Source organism: Paenibacillus sp. MER 180, assembly GCF_023713665.1.
GTDB classification, from domain to species: domain Bacteria; phylum Bacillota; class Bacilli; order Paenibacillales; family Paenibacillaceae; genus Paenibacillus_B; species Paenibacillus_B suaedae.
In genome coordinates this window covers 197,054-214,608 of sequence record NZ_JAMAVT010000003.1, presented here as the reverse complement: position 1 = coordinate 214,608, position 17,555 = coordinate 197,054, and the positions used below count along the sequence as shown (strand labels likewise).

The window sequence follows — 17,555 nt, the reverse complement described above, 5'->3', positions numbered from 1 at the left end:
GAAGAACACTTATGAAATGTAACTCATCACTTGATCAACAACACTCTGACTCAATTCTTTGGTACGGCAAATAATCAAGATTGTATCATCACCGCATACCGTGCCCATAATTTCAGGCCATTCAATCGAGTCCATCAATACAGCGATCGCATTTGCTGTACCTGGTAGACACTTCATGACTACTAAGTTCTCAGCGCTGTCTACACTGACGAAGTTATCAAGAAGTGACCGCTTTAACTTCTGTGCAGGATTGAAGCGCTGATCGATTGGGAGTGAATATTTATATCGGCCATTGTCCATTGGCACCTTAATGAGATGCAATTCTTTCATATCCCGAGATACAGTTGCTTGAGTAACATGGAACCCTGCATTGCGCAATGAATCCACCAGCTCGTCTTGCGTCTCAATATCGTTATTCATTACGATTTCTCGGATTTTAATATGTCGTTGTCCTTTCATGCATGCCCTCCATACTGTCTACACCATAATTCCATGACTTATTATTTGCTTATTGCGATAACTTTCATATTGCATTGTTCGCTTGCCATTCTTTCATAACTACGCCTAATCTTGCAAGGGTCAAGCTTCTGCTTCCCCAAACTCCATATGAAGCATGCGAATTCGCCGCTCTGCCATATCAACGACAAGCAGCCCATCACATTCAGGATATGCCGCGAAGTAAACTCCCCAATGTCTGCGAATCGCACTTGCGCTCCAATCGAGCTTCATCCGTTCGCGTACGATACGAACAATATACCATTGTTCGCCCCGTTTGACGACCATATCAATCCACAATTTCGTGGACTCTAGCTCTTCTCCGTTCATCTGAATCTGAATTGGCACAAAATACTTGCCGCCAATGATCTCGTAACCCGCTGACTCAAGCAATGCGACAATCTCATCATCCTGCGGATATCTCTCGGATAAGCACACATTCTCCATCGCTTCAGGTGTTCGCATATAATGTCGTATTGCATATCCAATCCATACAGCCAAACCAATTCCGATCAATCCCATGATCCAACGATCACCCATCGAAATTCACTCCTGGTTCGCAGCCTATGCGCATATAGATTTGATTAGATACGTGCTATGGTGCAAAAGAAACTCATCCGACGGATGCTTGTCCCGGATGAGTTTCTTCTACAGCATGTTCCATTGCCAGCTAGGATCGGAACGTAGTATGTGCCTCCCTTACGATGTCAGCGATCAGATCGCGTGATACATGCGGCACTTCTTCTTCCGTAAGTTCAGGCACATTCCAGTACGCTAGAAATTCAATATTGCCCTCTCCGCCCGTTATTGGAGAGTACGTTAACCCTTCCAATTGGAAACCGATCGAGGCAGCAAAATCAAGAATCTCTCTCAACACCTGCTCATGTGTGCTTGCTTCACGAACAATTCCCGATTTGCCAACCTTCTCACGCCCTGCTTCGAATTGAGGCTTAATCAGTGCAACTACCCGTCCAGGCTTAGCCAGCAATCGCGCAAGTGGTGGTAGGATCAGTTTCAAGGAAATAAAAGAAACATCAATAGAAGCTGTATCCGGTACCGGTCCTACTAAATCCCCTGGCTCCGTATATCGGAAATTCGTTCTCTCCATGACGATTACCCGATCATCATTGCGCAAAGACCAATCAAGCTGGTTGTAGCCGACATCTACCGCATACACCTTCTGTGCACCATTTTGCAATGCGCAATCGGTAAATCCCCCAGTAGATGCTCCAATATCAAGCATTACAGCGTCCTGCATGTTCAATCCGAATTGCTGGATCGCCTTCTCCAGCTTAAGTCCGCCGCGGCTCACATAAGGATGAACCGCTCCCTTCACGGTAATTGCAGCATCACGCGGTACTTTCATGCCAGCCTTTTCAATTCGTTCCGCATTTGCAAGCACAAGGCCTGCCATGATGGCAGCCTTGGCCTTCTCTCTACTCGTATAATACCCCTGCTCGACGAGCAGGACATCAATTCGTTCCTTCGGTATAGACATTCTGTACTCCCGTCTCATTCCATTCATTCATCAATGCGAACATAATTAAGCCCGAGTCAACCGATTATTGCCGCCTGTTGCGAATAACATCGAATGAACTTCTTTCACAACCCGTTCAGGCGTTAAGCCAACTTCATTCCGCTGTTCCTTAATGCTACCATGTTCGACGAAGCAATCAGGAACCCCAATTGGCTTCACTCTCATATCGTAAACGCCATGGTTAGCATACCATTCCAGTACAGCACTACCTAAACCTCCGATTGCCGAGCTTTCTTCCAACACGATTACCGGAATGCGATCCTTACCTAGCTGATGCAGCATCTCGTCATCAAGCGGCTTAACAAATCTCGCATTAATCACTCGAATACGAATGCCTTCTTTGCGCAACAACTCTGCTGCTTCCTCTGCAACCTGCACCATCGGACCGATAGCCAGCACAGCCGCTGAATCTCCATTCCGAACGGTTTCCCACGTTCCTATTGGAATCGGGCTCAATTCGGTGTCCATTGGCACCCCTACAACCGCATTACGCGGATAGCGAACGGCAATCGGGCCTGCGTCATAATCAACAGCCGTCTTCATCATATGACGAAGCTCATTCTCGTCCTTCGGCATCATAATGACCATATTCGGGATATGACGCAAGAATGGTATATCATATACCCCTTGATGCGTCTCCCCATCTGGGCCTACGAAGCCCGCTCGGTCAATTGCAAAGATGACATTAGCTTGTTGACGGCAAATATCATGTACAACCTGATCGTACGCTCGCTGCAGGAAGGTTGAATATACCGCAAATACAGGCTTCATTCCTTCCATAGCCATAGCAGCGCACATCGTTGCTGCATGCTGCTCTGCGATACCTACATCAATCATCCGGTTCGGATACAGCTTCTCGAACTTCAAGAGTCCTGATCCGCCTGGCATTGCAGGTGTTACTGCCACGATTCGCTCGTCTTGCTCAGCGAGCTCAATGAGCACATCACTGAAGATATCGGTGTAATTCGGCGTGCCCACTGATTTAAGGGGCTGGCCGGATTCAATCTTATAAGGTGTTGCTCCATGCCATTTATGGGAATCGGCTTCAGCTGGTGAATATCCTTTCCCTTTGCGGGTTACAACATGGACGAGAACCGGTCCATCGATACGGTCTGCCTGCTGGAAAATGTCCAGAAGCTTATCAATATCATGACCGTCTACAGGGCCAAAATATTTCAAGCCGAATTCTTCGAACAGCATGCCGGAGACGACTAGGTATTTCAGTCCGTCCTTCACGCGTTCTGCCGTTTTAGCCAGCTTACCACCAATAGCCGGAATTTTTTTGAGCAGCTGTTCAACTTCTTCTTTGGCTTTTTTATAGTTGCGGTCAGAGCGAATTTTACACAAATAATTATGTAATGCTCCTACATTTGGCGCAATGGACATTTCGTTGTCATTCAGCACAACCATCAACTTGCGCTTTTCATGGCCGATATGGTTCAATGCTTCCAGCGCCATACCGCCTGTGAGCGCACCGTCTCCAATGATTGCGACTACCCGATTATCCTGACCTTGCAGGTCACGGGACAATGCCATCCCCATTGCGGCGGACAAAGACGTACTGCTGTGTCCGGCTTCCCATACATCGTGTTCGCTCTCTGCACGCTTCACAAAGCCGCATAAACCTTTATATTGGCGCAATGTATCGAACTGATCCTTGCGTCCTGTTAATATTTTGTGAACGTAGGCTTGATGGCCAACGTCGTATAACATTTTGTCCTTCGGGCTGTCATAGTAATAATGCAGGGCAAGCGTTAGCTCAACAATCCCCAAGTTAGATGCTAGATGACCTCCGGTCACTGCCAGCTTTTCAATTAAGAATTGACGAATTTCGGCCGCTAGCGGCTCCAGTTGCTCCTTAGGCAACTGCTTCAAGTCGCTAGGTTGATTAATCTGTTCGAGCAGCACGGGATTTCCCTCGCTTTCGTTGTTTCGATTTGCTGCGTTTCACGGTGAAGAATGAAATATTGAACTTCGTCTCCAACACGTAGAAACACTTCCCAATTAGCAGGACGATCGGAGTGGCGTAATAAATAGCAAAGGATTTTCCGAGTGCCTTCCCGCCAACCGTCAATGCTGATACGAGTCCTGTGAAGACAACGCTCGTTACCGTCTTCATTACTGCGGAGTCAGCATCCATCGAATATAACAAGTTCGTAACGACTATTGCTGTGGCCGACCCACTGATTACTCCAGTCATATCGCCGATCACGTCATTACAGAAGTTGGAGAATCGGTCTGCGTTACGAACGATTGCGATCGCCTGCTTCGCGCCAGCAACCTTCTCAGAAGCCATGGCGTGAAAAGGTGTCTCCTTCGCTGCCGCTGCAGATAACCCCATCATATCAAAAAACACTCCGATGAGCACGAGTAAGAGCACGATCACCATCCCGATGCCCCAGCCTACTCCCTCCAGCATCGAAGTCGATACGACGGAAAAAATAGCAGCTAGAGCAAATGTGACGATGAAAATAAATACGCTCCACCGAACGGAATGTTTGAAAGAGAATTTCATTGTATGTGATGTTCCATCCTTTATGTGTTAGAACTGTCTGATCAGTTACGTAAAGTTAAGAGTGGCAACTTCTCAAGTAAACGCTGTGGCTTAGGTCCAGTAGGTTTTCCCAGATGCTCGCCTCCTCGTCGCCGAGCAGGCCGTTTCCAATTAAGAGCGCCTTGACGTTGTCGCCAATCGCCAGACTGAATTACCACTTAGTCCACACTATAATCCTTAAGAAGCTTCACGCCAGTGAACAGTCTAGGAGTTTTCCTCGGGCAGCCCTGAACCAACCCCTAGCCTCTTTTGCAAGCCAGATTTCATACGGCATACGATTCATGCGTTCTTTGGCCAAAGTCCGCCGAATCTACACATCCGCAATCCCCGCAGGCTCACTCAAGGCAGGCTACGCTACAAACAAGCCGGGTACGTACATCACGCTTCATAATAGAATGAAGAATTGCAATGTGCGACTCGTAATGTAGGTTCATACCCCAAGCCGTAATGCGACGCTCGAGGGCGTCATACCACGCACTTGGGCCTCCGCGGAAGCGGGGTCAACGCCCACATGCCATTGTGGATCGCCCCACAACCTTAACTCCCAGCATCAGCCCCCGACTGGGCGTCGAAAGCCAACACCAGGAACTTCATCGATGTGCCCTTTAGCGAATTTTTAGGCCCGCCTTCAGCGTTGGTAGGCCGACTAGAATACTGCACCACTCTACGCAAGGCCTATTATATCATAAATAGTGCCTAAATACTCGCCAATTAATGGTCTCGCTTCATCAAATAATCTGCCATGCCAACCAATAGCTCAGGTTTTTGGAACCCTGCATTCGCAATTGCAGCCTTCGCTTCCTCTGTCAAACGTTCCACTTCCTGTCTCGATTCTTCAAGGCCGATGAAGTACGGATAAGTAACCTTCCCGCTCTTCTCATCGCTTCCCTTCGGCTTACCCAGCATGGCTTCATCTCCGATGACATCCAATATATCATCTTGAATTTGAAAGGCGAGCCCAAGCTTATAACCATAGGTCGTCAGCGCTTGCAGCTGCTGTTCCGATGCTCCACCAATCCGCCCGCCTGCGCGGAGGGAGCAGACAATAAGATCACTTGTCTTATGCAGATGGATGTATTCCAGCTGATCCAATGTCGTAATCCCTTGCTCACCGAGCATGTCAGCAGCCTGTCCGCCGACCATCCCGTTCATGCCTGCATACTCTGCCAATTCCTCAACAATAGACAACGATACCTCAGCTGCAACACCATGCTGGCGTGTGCTCTGCACAATACAGTGGAAAGCCTGAGTCAACAGACCGTCTCCAGCCAGAATTGCCATGGCCTCACCATAGATTTTATGATTGGTCGGCTTGCCACGGCGTAGATCATCATTGTCCATTGCAGGCAGATCATCATGTACCAATGAGTACGTATGAATCATCTCAATGGCACATGCAACCGGCTCCGCTGCACGTGTATTGCCTCCTAAGCTATCACAGGCCATTAAGACACATACTGGCCGCAGCCGCTTGCCGCCCGCCATTAACGAATATTGCATCGATTGTGTTAACGGCTCAGGAGTATTGCGCTTGCTATCCAGCATCTTCGGCAGTATCGATTCAATCCGAGTTGCCTGCTGCTTCACATAATCGGCAAATACTCCGGCCGATTGATAATTAATCAATCGAATCACCCGTCTCCTCTGTTGCATACGGCTGACGCTTCCATTCGCCGTTCTGCTCGGTTACCATCTCTATCTTGCGTTCAACTTGTTCCAGCTTCTCTGAACAAAGCTTAGAGAGCATCATTCCTTCTTGGAACAACTCAATTGATTGTTCAAGAGGAGCGTCTCCGCTTTCTAATTTCGCAACGATCTCTTCCAACTTATCCATCGCCGCCTCGAAGCTTAATTGTTCAATAGTCTCTTTATTTTCCATGAGAGTTATTCACGCTCTCCTTTCATCGACCATACATGACAATCCAATTGGCCATCCGATAATTTCACCCGTACTACGTCTCCAGGCTGCACTTCTTCGATCGAGCGGATCAGCTTCGCCTCCTGTTCATCATACACAAGACTATACCCTCTTGACATAATCTTAAGTGGGCTAAGCGCGTCCAGCTGTCTAATCATCCCAGCTGTCTCCATCCGCTTCTGTTTCGTGATTGCAGCCATAGACTGAACGAGTTGATGTTGATTGCCATCCAACCGTTTGCGTGCAGCGCGCACTTGATGTACAGGCGTCTGTTCACGCAATCGACCACGCAGTTCCTTCCATCGCTGTGAAGATTGGCCTTGGATCAACTGCAACCGGTACGTTAACTGCTCCTGCAGGCGCGCAACCTTATCCGCATGCTTCATCATCAACTGTTCAGGCTTGCGGAACACGGCAGATTGCTGTGCCCGAAGCAACCGTTCCTGGTTCTGATTCAAGAAACGATTCATTGCCGATTGCAGCCTGCGATTTACATGTGTAAGATGCTGCCTGAGCTCTTCCCTGTTCGCTACCGCTAATTCAGCCGCAGCTGTAGGTGTAGGAGCTCGTAGATCTGCAACGAAGTCCGAAATCGTAAAGTCCGTCTCATGTCCAACCGCTGAGATGATCGGGATCGTCGATGCAGCGATTGCTCGCGCAACCACTTCTTCATTGAATGCCCATAGTTCTTCTAGCGATCCTCCGCCGCGGCCCACAATCAGCACGTCCACCTCGCCGCTGCGGTTCATCGCCTCGATCGCCTGTGCAATCGATCCTGCCGCTTGTGTTCCTTGTACTAATACGGGGTAGAGCAATACCGCAACACCGGGTTGACGGCGGCGCAGCGTAATGAGGATATCCCGTACAGCAGCACCTGTCGGCGAAGTAATGACGCCGATTGCAGCAGGATATCGCGGGATACTTCGCTTGCGTTCCTGCCCGAACAATCCCTCAGCGTTCAATCTCTCTTTCAACTGTTCGAAGGCCATGAACAAACTTCCAATTCCATCAGGCTGCATATGCAGCGCATAGAACTGGTATTGACCATCCCGTTCATACACCGTAATATTGCCGCGAGCAATGACCTTCGTTCCTTCCTTCGGACGAAAAGCCAGCTTCTGATTGTGCGAAGCAAACATAATCGTACGTATACGGCTATCCGAATCCTTCAATGTGAAATACATATGCCCGCTTGAATGATGTGTGAAGTTCGATATCTCTCCACGAAGCCATACATCCTGAAGCCTCGGATCGCCTTCCATCTTCATGCGGATATAGCGGTTCACTTCTTTAATTGATAATATTCGTGCATCGTCGGACACATTGTCTGCCCCCTTTCGTTCCCAATGACAGACAGCGCACAACTATTCGTTGTGCGCAATGTGATGTATTCGTTTGGCGGCCTTGAGTGTATTGAACATGAGCATAGTAATTGTCATTGGTCCTACACCGCCTGGTACAGGTGTAATCGGGCCGCAAATTTCCTTCACGTCCTCAAAGTCAACATCTCCAGCCAGCTTACCGTTCTCAAGGCGGTTCATGCCCACATCGATAATGACTGCACCTGGCTTAATATAAGAACGATCCACGAAGTTAGCGCGACCAATCGCAACAACCAAAATGTCTGCCTGTTTCGTAATCTCCTTCATATTGACAGTCCGAGAATGGCACATCGTAACTGTTGCATTCTCACGTTGAAGAAGGAGAGATATGGGTTTGCCTACAATGTTGCTTCGCCCAATAACAACAGCGTGCTTGCCAGCAACGTCAATCTGGTTGCGTTTCAGCATTTCCATAATGCCTGCTGGCGTACAAGGCAATAAAGAGTCATCCCCGATGACCATATTACCGACACTGACAGGATGGAATCCATCCACATCCTTCTCAACGGCAATTGCATCGATGACAGCCTTCTCATCAATATGCTTCGGCAGCGGAAGCTGCACAAGAATTCCGTGAATGGAAGGTTCTTCATTCAAGCGATGAACAAGAGCCAGCAGCTCTTCCTGAGACGTATTTGCCGGAAGACGATGTACTTCCGAACTGAAGCCCAGCTCCAAGCATGTCTTATGCTTGCTGTTCACATATACTTGCGAAGCAGCGTCTTCACCAACGAGAACGACAGCCAGCCCTGGCTGTATCCCCTTGTCCTTCAGCCCAGCGGTCTCCGCCGTAATCTCCTCACGAATTGTACGAGATAATGCCTTACCATCCAATAAAGTTGCTGTTATCATTCTCTGCGCCTCCATCCGAATACTCGACATTGTCATCCAAGCTGAACTTACTTCTATTCTTCTGTTGTTTCTTCCTTTGCAGCTTCCGCAGTAGAAGCTCCGTCCATATCACGCATCATCTGCCCTAGAACTCCATTGACGAATTTTCCGGACTCGTCCGTACCAAAGTGCTTCGCCAAATTGATGGCCTCATTGATCGCTACTTTAGGAGGGACATCGTCGCGATATTTCATTTCGTACGTAGCCAGACGAAGGATCTGTCTATCCACTCTGGACAAACGCTCAACGTGCCACCCTTTCAAATAACGTGCCAGAAGCTCGTCGATCTCAACGTGATGCTCCCATGTAGCTCGTACCCATTCCAATACATGAGCATGCATGGCTTCCGCATGCTCATGCTTAACACCTATTTCATTGTCTTGTGCAGATTCTTGCACAATCATAGCAACAGCCTGATGTGGCGTTACCTCTGTCATTTCAAGCTGATACAAACTTTGAATAGCCATTTCTCTGGCGATGCGTCTTTTCATGATTTATCCTCCTGCATGTAAAGCATCCGACATGTCGAATTCGTATTCCTTCAATTCACTAGCGCATGCACTCTACTGTTCATTAAGGCAATTGCCAACGTTACTACGATCTTAAGCACTTCGATGCATCTACTTACGATTTATTTGTGAAAAAAATCCTATGAAGCTCCCCGATTCCCTTCCGTCGGCCAGAACCGGCGGTCAAGCAGTCGTTCGGAGCGTCCATAGGACTACTTCAACCTTCTCCAACGTTCAGACATCCACATTCCAATTCGCTGAAATGGGAACAAGGGGCCTAATTTCAGATCCCGCTGTCTGCCGATTGCAAATCCGATGAATACAAGAAGTGCAAAAAATAGCATATCCCAAAAACCAACAATTAGATACAAGATGCCAAAAAAAATGCCCGCCGTGACGCCGAGTAGACGTCCGCCGTGACTCTCCCATATTTCCTTCCACATCGGACAGCTCACCACCTATTCAACGCGCGCTTTAAAGGTTTGCGTCTGCACAATATTTGCAACGTATACCGAAACGTAAGAAACCGGTATTCCGGTAATTTCCTGCACATAATCGCGAACCTGGCGTTGAACATCCTCCGTCATGCTTGGTATCGCCGTCTCCCCGTCCACAACGGTGCGAATCGTGATATCGAGCCCTGATTCATTGGTGCGGATTCGTGCCTTTAAGTCCTTAACACCACGGACGCGCGACGCTGCCTTCAACGCCACGTTCTCGATCGTTTCTATCGATATCTTAATATCACCAATATCGGTGCGTTGATCAATCGATGACATTGACTTCCGCTCACGACGGATAGAAACGTAAACGAAGCGGACGCTAAGCAATAAAATAACGGCCGCAACCGCTATTACTGTTGTTTGCAGCCATAGAGGCTGAGTTGGATCAAGCCGCTCGGGAATGAAGCCTAATGCAGCTAAAATGGCTGCTACCGATAACGAACCAATGACCAAACTATACACAAACAACAACAGTCTGTCTACAATTCTGCTCACGCTTGACGATCCTCCTCATGGAATGGCAGTAAACCCCCTACCACCAGGAGGGGGTTTACTGCCATCATTATTTCACTCGCGTAGATACTTCCGTTTCTTCCGGTTTCTCTTGCGATTTAAAATGCACGTCATGCACATGCACGTTCACTTCAACAACATGAAGACCTGTCATCATCTCAATGGAGCGCTTTACGTTCTGCTGAATCTCATCAGCAATCACAGGAATGCGGCGACCATATTCTACGATGATGTTCACATCTACTGCAGCTTCACGTTGTCCAACTTCAACCTTAACGCCTTTGGACAAGTTCTTACGGCCAAGTAATTCAGCAATACCGCCTGCAAAGCCACCGCTCATACCCGCTACACCTTCTACTTCAATAGTAGCTAGACCAGCGATCACTGCAATCACGTCAGGAGCAATCTGAATATTGCCAAGATCAGTACGCTCAAATTCCGGAATAATCGTCTGATTCATCCGTTACACACTCCTCATTATTTTTTGAAAAGAGGCAGTTCTTGTCCGTCATAATCATAACTATAGCATTTGTCTATTTTTATGACAAATTACTCATGATGACGTTCTAGACTTCATGCTCTTCCAGGAACTTAATATCGAAATCCCCTTGCTCGAACTTCGGATGCCGCAGCAACCGTTGATGGAACGGAATTGTTGTATGAATACCTTCTATCGCGAACTCCGCAAGTGCACGCTTCATACGTTCAATCGCTTGTTCGCGAGTAGGAGCCCACACGATCAGCTTCGCAATCATGGAATCATAGTGCGGAGAAATCACACAACCTGGATATGCTGCGCTATCCACACGTACACCCGCTCCTCCCGGAGGCAAATAGAATTGAATTTGCCCTGCGGAAGGCATAAAGTTGCGATCAGGATCTTCTGCGTTAACACGGCACTCAATCGCCCATCCATTAAGCTGAACATCCTCTTGTCGGAACGATAATGGATTGCCTTCCGCTACATGGATCATCTCTTGAATAAGGTCAATTCCAGTTATCATCTCGGTAACAGGATGTTCAACCTGAATACGAGTATTCATCTCCATGAAGTAGAAATTGCCGTCTGGACCGAACAGAAACTCCAAAGTACCTGCACCCGAGTAGTCAACAGCGAGTGCTGCGCGTACAGCTGCCTCGCCCATCTTCATACGAATATCTGGCGTCAGCACTGGACATGGAGCTTCCTCAACCAGCTTCTGACGTCTGCGCTGCACGGAGCAGTCACGTTCGCCTAGATATGCTGCATTACCATGCTTGTCTGCGATAATTTGGATTTCAACATGCTTCATGCCCGTCAAATACTTCTCCAAATAAACGCCGGCATTACCGAAGGCTCTCTCCGCTTCCTGTTGTGCTGTCGTAATTTGCTTGACCAGCATCTCTTCATCATCCGCAATTCGGATCCCTTTGCCACCGCCGCCGGCAGTTGCCTTAATGATGACAGGATAACCGATATCGCGTGCGATCATAAGAGCTTCTTCGATATTCTCAACGAGACCGTCGGAACCAGGAATGACAGGAACTCCTGCATCCTTCATCGTCTGCTTCGCTACAGCCTTGTCTCCCATACGCTCAATCGCATCGGAAGAAGGACCAATGAATGTAATGCCGCATGACTCGCAAATATCAGCAAAGTCAGCATTCTCCGCCAAAAAACCATAGCCAGGATGTACTGCATCACATTCTGTCAATGTAGCAACACTCATTATATTCGTAAAGTTCAAGTAACTGTCCTTGGAAGATGTAGGGCCAATACAGTACGCTTCATCTGCAAGACGTACATGAAGTGAATCACGATCGGCTTCCGAGTAGACTGCAACCGTTGTAATTCCAAGTTCTCGGCAAGCACGAATGATACGAACAGCGATTTCACCACGGTTAGCAATTAGAATCTTCTGAAATTTCAATGTTTTAAACCTCCTTGGCTTTACATCTGTTCGGGATGTTAGCATCCACTAATCCAGCTTCACCAAGAATAAAGGCTGGCCGAACTCAACCAACTGGCCATTTTCTACAAGAATCTCAACAATTTCGCCTTTGACTTCAGCTAAGAGTTCATTCATCAGCTTCATCGCTTCCAAGATACATACGACCGATTTCTCGTTAATTTTATCTCCCGTATTCACAAATGGAGGCGTGTCTGGTGAAGAAGCACGATAGAATGTACCTACCATCGGAGACACAATCTTATGCAATCCCGCCTGCTCCTTCGTGTCGGCAACAACATCTACAGCTGGCTGTGCAGGAGCTGTCTCAACTGCAGCTGCTGGCTGTGCAGGTACAGTTGGAACCGGGGTATATGTAGGCTGTGCAGGAGCTGGCTGAACACTAATGACTTCAGTCTTGCCGGGCTTGCGAATGGAAAGACGATAACCTTCGTTCTCGATTTCCAATTCCTGCACGGAAGTTTGGTCCAACAGCTTGATCAGTTCTTTGATTTCGCCAATCTTGAACAACATGTTTCACTCCTCGTGACAATTGATAAGTCTCTTATAGCAAGGTAGTTTCATACTGCAAATACATGTCCAAAAAGGGAGCGGTATTCCGCAACAGAGATCCGCAAGGACGCTCAGCGCATGCTGTCTATGCAGAATATAATACCGAATCTGTTCAGCAGTGCGCACAAGTAGCTGTTAAGCTGCATGCATAGCAGAGTGCCGTGTTGCCGCAGAAGAAATAACATATTCGATGCGACAATCCTTGTGATTGAATGCTAGATTCCATGCTGAGAGACCTTCCGTTGCTTTCTCAAAAATAAGCTGTCTTTTTGAACAACCTTCAAAAAAGGACAATCTACAGACGTTAGTATTATAACATAATCGTTCCAAATGGAAAGAGCCCAGTTTGCAACTGGGCTAGATTCGAGTACATTCGCTATTCACTGACATATTCTACAACAATCTTATCTTGTGTCACATTCAAGTCCTTCATGACTTTATCTACTATTTCAACAGCATCTTTGGCTTCAAGCTTATTGCTCTGCACAAGCACTTGATATTTATCATTATCCTGTGTGATGACTGCACTCTGATACTGCTTCTGCAGCTCCGTTTCCAGGTTTGATAATTTCGTCTCATGCTCTTCCAGCTTGCCCATTTCGTCATGGACTGCAGCAGTCTTCTCACTGCTTGTTGAGTTCAGGTCACTCATGAGTTTCTCCATCTCTTGCTGATACTTCTCTGCACGCTGCATTTGCAGTTCTTCAATAGAGCTCCGCTTCATAACACCTTCTGCTTCAACCTTGTCCAGCATCGCCTTCTCTTGGTCTTCCTTCGCAGCAGCGCTAGTCTCATTTCCAGCATTCTTGGCTTCATCGTCCTTGCCAGTGCTTGTCGCAGAAGGATTAGTTCCGTCACTCTTGCTGCTGTTCTCCTTAGCTTCGGATGCAGCGTCCTTGCCATTGACGCTTGGATCAGCTCCATGCCCTGTAGATACCTCAGTTACTTTGATTTCAGGCAATTGCCCAACTTCTGTTGCATCACCTTTCAACGTCTGTTCTGAACGTACATTGTCTACCGTTTGCTTCGCTGGAGCTGTTGTGTCCTCCGTGAACAAATAATATGCGGACAATACGACCATCAAGCTCAGCATAGACACTAACCATATCGTCTGTCTTTTCGTATTCATTCTTCATTACCTCCTAATGTTCATTCAGTTCTCGTTCAATCTTACTTATTGAGCAATCTTGCGTGGAACGACCGATATCCGATAAGCCGGTACATTCAAGCCTTTCTCGACAGCATCGACGACCATCTTCTTCACCGTCGCATTCTCTGCCCCTTTCGCAACGACTATGACTCCCCGCACTTTCGGCTTAATGCGCTTCGTCACGATTGGAGCTTGATTGCCCGATGATTCCAGCGTCACGATTTGACCATCGCGCGTGTATTGGGTAGTGTGCCGCTTGCCGCCGTTCGAATCTGTCTCTTCGGTCTGCTGCTGATTGTCCTTGAAGTTGCGCTGAACAATCAGTTCCTCTGTGGAGTCGATCGTGACAAGCACATCAACTTGTCCGACGCCGACAATTCCCTCCAGAATGCCTTTGACGCGTGCTTCAAATGACTGCTCAATGGACTCGAATACATTCGATGAAGCCTTATCAGATGAATTCTTGGTTTCCATCGAGTCAAAGGCCCCGACAGCCGGCGGCTCTTTGTCTGCGCTGCCTTTGCCCCCGAACCACCCTCCGCCGCTTCCCTGAGGCTGGAACGAGCCGAACAATATGAGCGCTGCGCCGACAAGACCGAGCAGGAGCAGCCAGCGGAACGAACGGACGCGCTTGGAACCGTTGCTGCCTTTTCCGATCCACGTTTCAATCTGCTGCAACCATTTCGCCAACATGATCGACTCCTTCGTTACCGAATGGACTTGTCTTACTTGTCCTATTTCACCTATATGCTACCGTATAGAAAATATGCTTGTTTTTTCATGATTTCCACCTGCTTGAGCGCATGACCAAAGGATGGCTGTCCTACAGCTTTGGTTCAGCTCGTTTCCACTCCACCTTGATTTGCTCCGCATTCACAATCCAAGAGGTCATCAGTGAGCGCATCGCTTGATTCGTAACCTTGCTGCGATACTGTTCGGCCTCTTCCCCCAGCTGTTCAGAGTATCCTGATGCTAGGATTTCCTTGAATTGCTGAGACTGTCCCGTCTCCGGGCCCTCTTGTCCAATCAAGCCTGATTGAATCTGTACTTGATGAACCGGCTTCACAGCCTCCACTGTGCCGTCAGTTTTAACGAAATCTATAGAATCGGTTTCGCTCACAGCAGCCTGTCCGGCAGAAAGAGCAAGCTCTATCCGTTCAATGATTGGTTCCCCCTTCGCATTGCGGGTAAGCTTGACTTGCAACTGCTCCACTTGTACCTGTTCCTCCGAGATGTTCCTCTTCGTACCGTTGGCATTTTGAACACTGTGACGAAAGGCAAGCGCAAGCTGTTCCTTCATCTGACTGCCAATTTCCGCTTCTGCAAGCCGCAGCGCACTGCCTTCCTGCTCACGGGCTAGCAACTCTCCTTGTCTTCGGATTTCGTTTACGCTCGTTGACTGATTTCGCTCTGCGGTTAACGTGGATGACAACGTAGAGCTCCATTCGCTTGCTAATTGATCTGCCAGTCTTGCATCGAACAGCTTAAGGACAGGTGATAATAAGGTTAGTAAAATAATTAAGCTAAGCATTAGCTTGACGTATCGCTGCATCGAGCGATTGGGCAGAAGCAGATCAATGAACGTTGCCAGTAGAATTATCATGATGATCTCTTTCATCCATTGACTTAACCAGCTCATTTCGTTCACTCCATTTCATCCGCGCGGCCTAGCGCATCATAACCGTCACATTGCCTGCCGTAATGAGAATCGTAATTGCTAGAAAGAACATGAGACCGACCGCAGCTAGAGCCGCAAACACATAGATCATGCTCTTGCCGATCGTCTTCAGGCACCCAAGCACAGGGGAATCTCCTAACGGCTGCATAATGGCTGCCGAGGCGTTATAGATTAATGCAAGCGTCAATATTTTGATTGCTGGGAAGGCACATAAAAACAGCAAAATAATGACACCTGACAACCCAACCGCATTTTTTACGAGCAGCGATGCCGAAATGACGGTATCCGTTGCATCTGAGAATGCGCGTCCAATTACAGGAACGAAATTGCCGGTTATATACTTGGCTGTTCGAATAGATACCCCATCAGTGACTGAGCTCGTAGCTCCTTGCACGGAGATCACGCCCAGAAAGATCGTTAACAGAACACCTAGCAATCCCACACTGATGCTCCGCATCAAGTTCGCCAGTTGAGTCACCTTGTATTTGTCAGATATGGAACTGACAATATGCAGAATTGCTGAGAAGAATAGAAGCGGAAATACACCGACATAGATCAGTGTTCCGACCAAATGAACCATAAAGATGATGAGCGGATGCATGACTGTAACGGTCACAACATTCCCCATTGAAGCCAGCAGGGTTAGAAGCAAGGGCACCATCGCCATCATAAAGTTAATCATGCTTGATATTGCTTCCTTGGCGAAGCCGATTGCGATCTGGAAGCTGTTAATAGCCAGAATAATGATGACCATGTAAGAAATCGTGTAGGCAATTTTGCTGACTGTGTTGCGCTCGAAGGCGGTCTGCAACGTTTCCAGCACCATGCTGAATACGACGAGTATGACAATCGTGACAATTAACTTGCCGTTCATAAACACTTCTTGCAGCATAAATTTCCCGATAGCCTTGAACACATTGCTGACTGTCAGCTTCTCACCGCCAGGAAGCAGCAAATCAACAAAATCTGGCATGGCATCTCTAGGAAAGTAGCCCCCATACTTGACGAGCAGATCATTCCAGTATCGCTCCACTTCGCTCGTCTGTAATCGCTTCGTCTGCTGCTCGATCCATGCTTCTGTTGCGGCGGGTCTTGCGGGCGCTTCTTCTTGCAGCTGCTGCGGCTGTGTCACCTGCTTGTCTTCTATCGCAGGAGCAGCGAATGCCGTACCCACACTAGCGAACAACACGCACAGCAGCAACAGGAGCCATACCCGCTTCCTATAGACCATGTTCCAATGCCGTTCTTGCAATTGAATTCGGTTCATTCGCACTCCACCTTACCTCACGTTAAGCAGGAAGAAGCTTCATTACAGTCTCTATAATGACGCTTATGATCGGGATAGCCAGTACCATAATCAGCACCTTCCCGGCAAGTTCAATCTTGGATGCAATCCCATCCTGTCCTGCATCCCGAACAATTTGAGCGCCGAACTCCGCGATGTAGGCGATGCCAATCATTTTCAATATCGTCTTCAAATAAATGGGCTGAATTCCCGAGCGATCGGCCAAGTCCTCCAGCACTTGAATGACGACTTCGATCTTCCCAATCAAGAATAGAAAAATGGCGATTCCAGCAAAGGTTGAAATGATAAACGCAAACATCGGCTTCTGCTCTTTGACAACCAATACTAGAATGGTCGCCAAAAGTCCGAGTCCTACAACTTGAATGATTTCCACGAAATCACCTGACCTGTATACCTACCGTTATTTTATTGAAACAAGAAGATGGTTTTAATCTCTTGGAATAAGTGATCCAGCAAGCGAACGACCATGAACAAGACCACAACAAAGCCGATGACCGTCACCCAATGAGCCATATCTTCCTTTCCCATTTGCTTCAGCACGGTGTGAATCATCGCGATGATAATACCGATTCCGGCAATTTGAAAAATGGCGCTGACATCTACATTCATCTTCTGGCA

Annotated in this window: 21 protein-coding genes; all 21 read right to left on the bottom strand. The window is 47.8% G+C overall.

The features are described from left to right. Positions 1–9: 9 nt before the first annotated feature. Entirely contained in the window at positions 10–459 is a 450-nt protein-coding gene (gene ahrC, locus M3661_RS05960; protein ID WP_005546729.1) for a transcriptional regulator AhrC/ArgR, read from the bottom strand. A 120-nt stretch (positions 460–579) separates the two neighbouring features. Beyond that, positions 580–1,035: a DNA-binding protein gene (locus tag M3661_RS05955; protein WP_065293213.1), complete on the bottom strand. Its 456-nt coding sequence runs from the start codon at positions 1,033–1,035 to the stop codon at positions 580–582. Between the two features lie 130 nt (positions 1,036–1,165). Further along, positions 1,166–1,993 carry a TlyA family RNA methyltransferase gene (locus M3661_RS05950; protein WP_065293212.1) on the bottom strand — a complete coding sequence of 276 codons (828 nt, stop codon included), beginning with the start codon at positions 1,991–1,993 and terminating at the stop codon, positions 1,166–1,168. 45 nt (positions 1,994–2,038) lie between these two features. After that, entirely contained in the window at positions 2,039–3,940 is a 1,902-nt protein-coding gene (gene dxs, locus M3661_RS05945; protein ID WP_072727897.1) for a 1-deoxy-D-xylulose-5-phosphate synthase, read from the bottom strand. Continuing rightward, complete coding sequence (locus M3661_RS05940) at positions 3,921–4,547, bottom strand: hypothetical protein (protein WP_021252974.1); 627 nt, start codon at positions 4,545–4,547, stop codon at positions 3,921–3,923. Before M3661_RS05940 ends, dxs begins: the two co-directional genes overlap by 20 nt. A gap of 750 nt (positions 4,548–5,297) precedes the next feature. After that, the gene (locus tag M3661_RS05935) at positions 5,298–6,239 is read right to left on the bottom strand and encodes a polyprenyl synthetase family protein (protein WP_065293210.1); all 942 of its coding nucleotides are present in this window, start codon (positions 6,237–6,239) and stop codon (positions 5,298–5,300) included. Next, positions 6,205–6,465, bottom strand: coding sequence for an exodeoxyribonuclease VII small subunit (gene xseB / locus M3661_RS05930; RefSeq protein ID WP_021252976.1), 261 nt, complete (start codon positions 6,463–6,465; stop codon positions 6,205–6,207). The genes M3661_RS05935 and xseB overlap by 35 nt, the downstream gene beginning before the upstream one ends. Positions 6,466–6,470: 5 nt before the next feature. Beyond that, a complete protein-coding gene (gene xseA / locus M3661_RS05925) occupies positions 6,471–7,826 on the bottom strand; it encodes an exodeoxyribonuclease VII large subunit (protein ID WP_083189487.1) in 1,356 nt (451 codons plus the stop codon). Between the two features lie 42 nt (positions 7,827–7,868). Beyond that, complete coding sequence (gene folD, locus M3661_RS05920) at positions 7,869–8,738, bottom strand: bifunctional methylenetetrahydrofolate dehydrogenase/methenyltetrahydrofolate cyclohydrolase FolD (protein WP_285852844.1); 870 nt, start codon at positions 8,736–8,738, stop codon at positions 7,869–7,871. A gap of 53 nt (positions 8,739–8,791) precedes the next feature. Then, the gene (nusB, locus tag M3661_RS05915; protein WP_021252979.1) at positions 8,792–9,268 is read right to left on the bottom strand and encodes a transcription antitermination factor NusB; all 477 of its coding nucleotides are present in this window, start codon (positions 9,266–9,268) and stop codon (positions 8,792–8,794) included. A gap of 230 nt (positions 9,269–9,498) precedes the next feature. Beyond that, a complete protein-coding gene (locus M3661_RS05910; protein WP_021252980.1) occupies positions 9,499–9,729 on the bottom strand; it encodes a DUF2273 domain-containing protein in 231 nt (76 codons plus the stop codon). 15 nt (positions 9,730–9,744) lie between these two features. Next, positions 9,745–10,284, bottom strand: a complete 540-nt coding sequence (amaP, locus tag M3661_RS05905; RefSeq protein WP_021261777.1) for an alkaline shock response membrane anchor protein AmaP — start codon at positions 10,282–10,284, stop codon at positions 9,745–9,747. 67 nt (positions 10,285–10,351) lie between these two features. Beyond that, positions 10,352–10,762: an Asp23/Gls24 family envelope stress response protein gene (locus M3661_RS05900; protein WP_021252982.1), complete on the bottom strand. Its 411-nt coding sequence runs from the start codon at positions 10,760–10,762 to the stop codon at positions 10,352–10,354. Positions 10,763–10,868: 106 nt separating this feature from the next. Continuing rightward, positions 10,869–12,212 carry an acetyl-CoA carboxylase biotin carboxylase subunit gene (gene accC, locus M3661_RS05895; RefSeq protein ID WP_251482936.1) on the bottom strand — a complete coding sequence of 448 codons (1,344 nt, stop codon included), beginning with the start codon at positions 12,210–12,212 and terminating at the stop codon, positions 10,869–10,871. Between the two features lie 48 nt (positions 12,213–12,260). Next, complete coding sequence (gene accB, locus M3661_RS05890; protein WP_028533131.1) at positions 12,261–12,761, bottom strand: acetyl-CoA carboxylase biotin carboxyl carrier protein; 501 nt, start codon at positions 12,759–12,761, stop codon at positions 12,261–12,263. A 418-nt stretch (positions 12,762–13,179) separates the two neighbouring features. Then, complete coding sequence (locus tag M3661_RS05885; protein WP_021252985.1) at positions 13,180–13,932, bottom strand: SpoIIIAH-like family protein; 753 nt, start codon at positions 13,930–13,932, stop codon at positions 13,180–13,182. Between the two features lie 45 nt (positions 13,933–13,977). Further along, positions 13,978–14,646: a stage III sporulation protein AG gene (spoIIIAG, locus tag M3661_RS05880; protein WP_021252986.1), complete on the bottom strand. Its 669-nt coding sequence runs from the start codon at positions 14,644–14,646 to the stop codon at positions 13,978–13,980. Between the two features lie 130 nt (positions 14,647–14,776). Beyond that, positions 14,777–15,592: a stage III sporulation protein AF gene (spoIIIAF, locus tag M3661_RS05875; protein ID WP_065293208.1), complete on the bottom strand. Its 816-nt coding sequence runs from the start codon at positions 15,590–15,592 to the stop codon at positions 14,777–14,779. A 28-nt stretch (positions 15,593–15,620) separates the two neighbouring features. After that, a complete protein-coding gene (spoIIIAE, locus tag M3661_RS05870; RefSeq protein WP_065293207.1) occupies positions 15,621–16,898 on the bottom strand; it encodes a stage III sporulation protein AE in 1,278 nt (425 codons plus the stop codon). Positions 16,899–16,920: 22 nt separating this feature from the next. After that, the gene (spoIIIAD, locus tag M3661_RS05865; protein ID WP_021252989.1) at positions 16,921–17,310 is read right to left on the bottom strand and encodes a stage III sporulation protein AD; all 390 of its coding nucleotides are present in this window, start codon (positions 17,308–17,310) and stop codon (positions 16,921–16,923) included. Between the two features lie 32 nt (positions 17,311–17,342). Continuing rightward, positions 17,343–17,546 carry a stage III sporulation protein AC gene (gene spoIIIAC / locus M3661_RS05860; protein WP_005546700.1) on the bottom strand — a complete coding sequence of 68 codons (204 nt, stop codon included), beginning with the start codon at positions 17,544–17,546 and terminating at the stop codon, positions 17,343–17,345. Positions 17,547–17,555 lie beyond the last annotated feature (9 nt).

What these genes read in the sequence shown, in the direction of transcription:
- ahrC (WP_005546729.1), bottom strand. Translation starts at nt 459, where the DNA reads ATGAAAGGACAACGACATATTAAAATCCGAGAAATCGTAATGAATAAC.
- M3661_RS05955 (WP_065293213.1), bottom strand. Translation starts at nt 1,035, where the DNA reads ATGGGTGATCGTTGGATCATGGGATTGATCGGAATTGGTTTGGCTGTA.
- M3661_RS05950 (WP_065293212.1), bottom strand. Translation starts at nt 1,993, where the DNA reads ATGTCTATACCGAAGGAACGAATTGATGTCCTGCTCGTCGAGCAGGGG.
- M3661_RS05940 (WP_021252974.1), bottom strand. Translation starts at nt 4,547, where the DNA reads ATGAAATTCTCTTTCAAACATTCCGTTCGGTGGAGCGTATTTATTTTC.
- M3661_RS05935 (WP_065293210.1), bottom strand. Translation starts at nt 6,239, where the DNA reads ATGCAACAGAGGAGACGGGTGATTCGATTGATTAATTATCAATCGGCC.
- xseB (WP_021252976.1), bottom strand. Translation starts at nt 6,465, where the DNA reads ATGGAAAATAAAGAGACTATTGAACAATTAAGCTTCGAGGCGGCGATG.
- folD (WP_285852844.1), bottom strand. Translation starts at nt 8,738, where the DNA reads ATGATAACAGCAACTTTATTGGATGGTAAGGCATTATCTCGTACAATT.
- nusB (WP_021252979.1), bottom strand. Translation starts at nt 9,268, where the DNA reads ATGAAAAGACGCATCGCCAGAGAAATGGCTATTCAAAGTTTGTATCAG.
- M3661_RS05910 (WP_021252980.1), bottom strand. Translation starts at nt 9,729, where the DNA reads ATGTGGAAGGAAATATGGGAGAGTCACGGCGGACGTCTACTCGGCGTC.
- M3661_RS05900 (WP_021252982.1), bottom strand. Translation starts at nt 10,762, where the DNA reads ATGAATCAGACGATTATTCCGGAATTTGAGCGTACTGATCTTGGCAAT.
- M3661_RS05885 (WP_021252985.1), bottom strand. Translation starts at nt 13,932, where the DNA reads ATGAATACGAAAAGACAGACGATATGGTTAGTGTCTATGCTGAGCTTG.
- spoIIIAG (WP_021252986.1), bottom strand. Translation starts at nt 14,646, where the DNA reads ATGTTGGCGAAATGGTTGCAGCAGATTGAAACGTGGATCGGAAAAGGC.
- spoIIIAF (WP_065293208.1), bottom strand. Translation starts at nt 15,592, where the DNA reads ATGAGCTGGTTAAGTCAATGGATGAAAGAGATCATCATGATAATTCTA.
- spoIIIAE (WP_065293207.1), bottom strand. Translation starts at nt 16,898, where the DNA reads ATGAACCGAATTCAATTGCAAGAACGGCATTGGAACATGGTCTATAGG.
- spoIIIAC (WP_005546700.1), bottom strand. Translation starts at nt 17,546, where the DNA reads ATGAATGTAGATGTCAGCGCCATTTTTCAAATTGCCGGAATCGGTATT.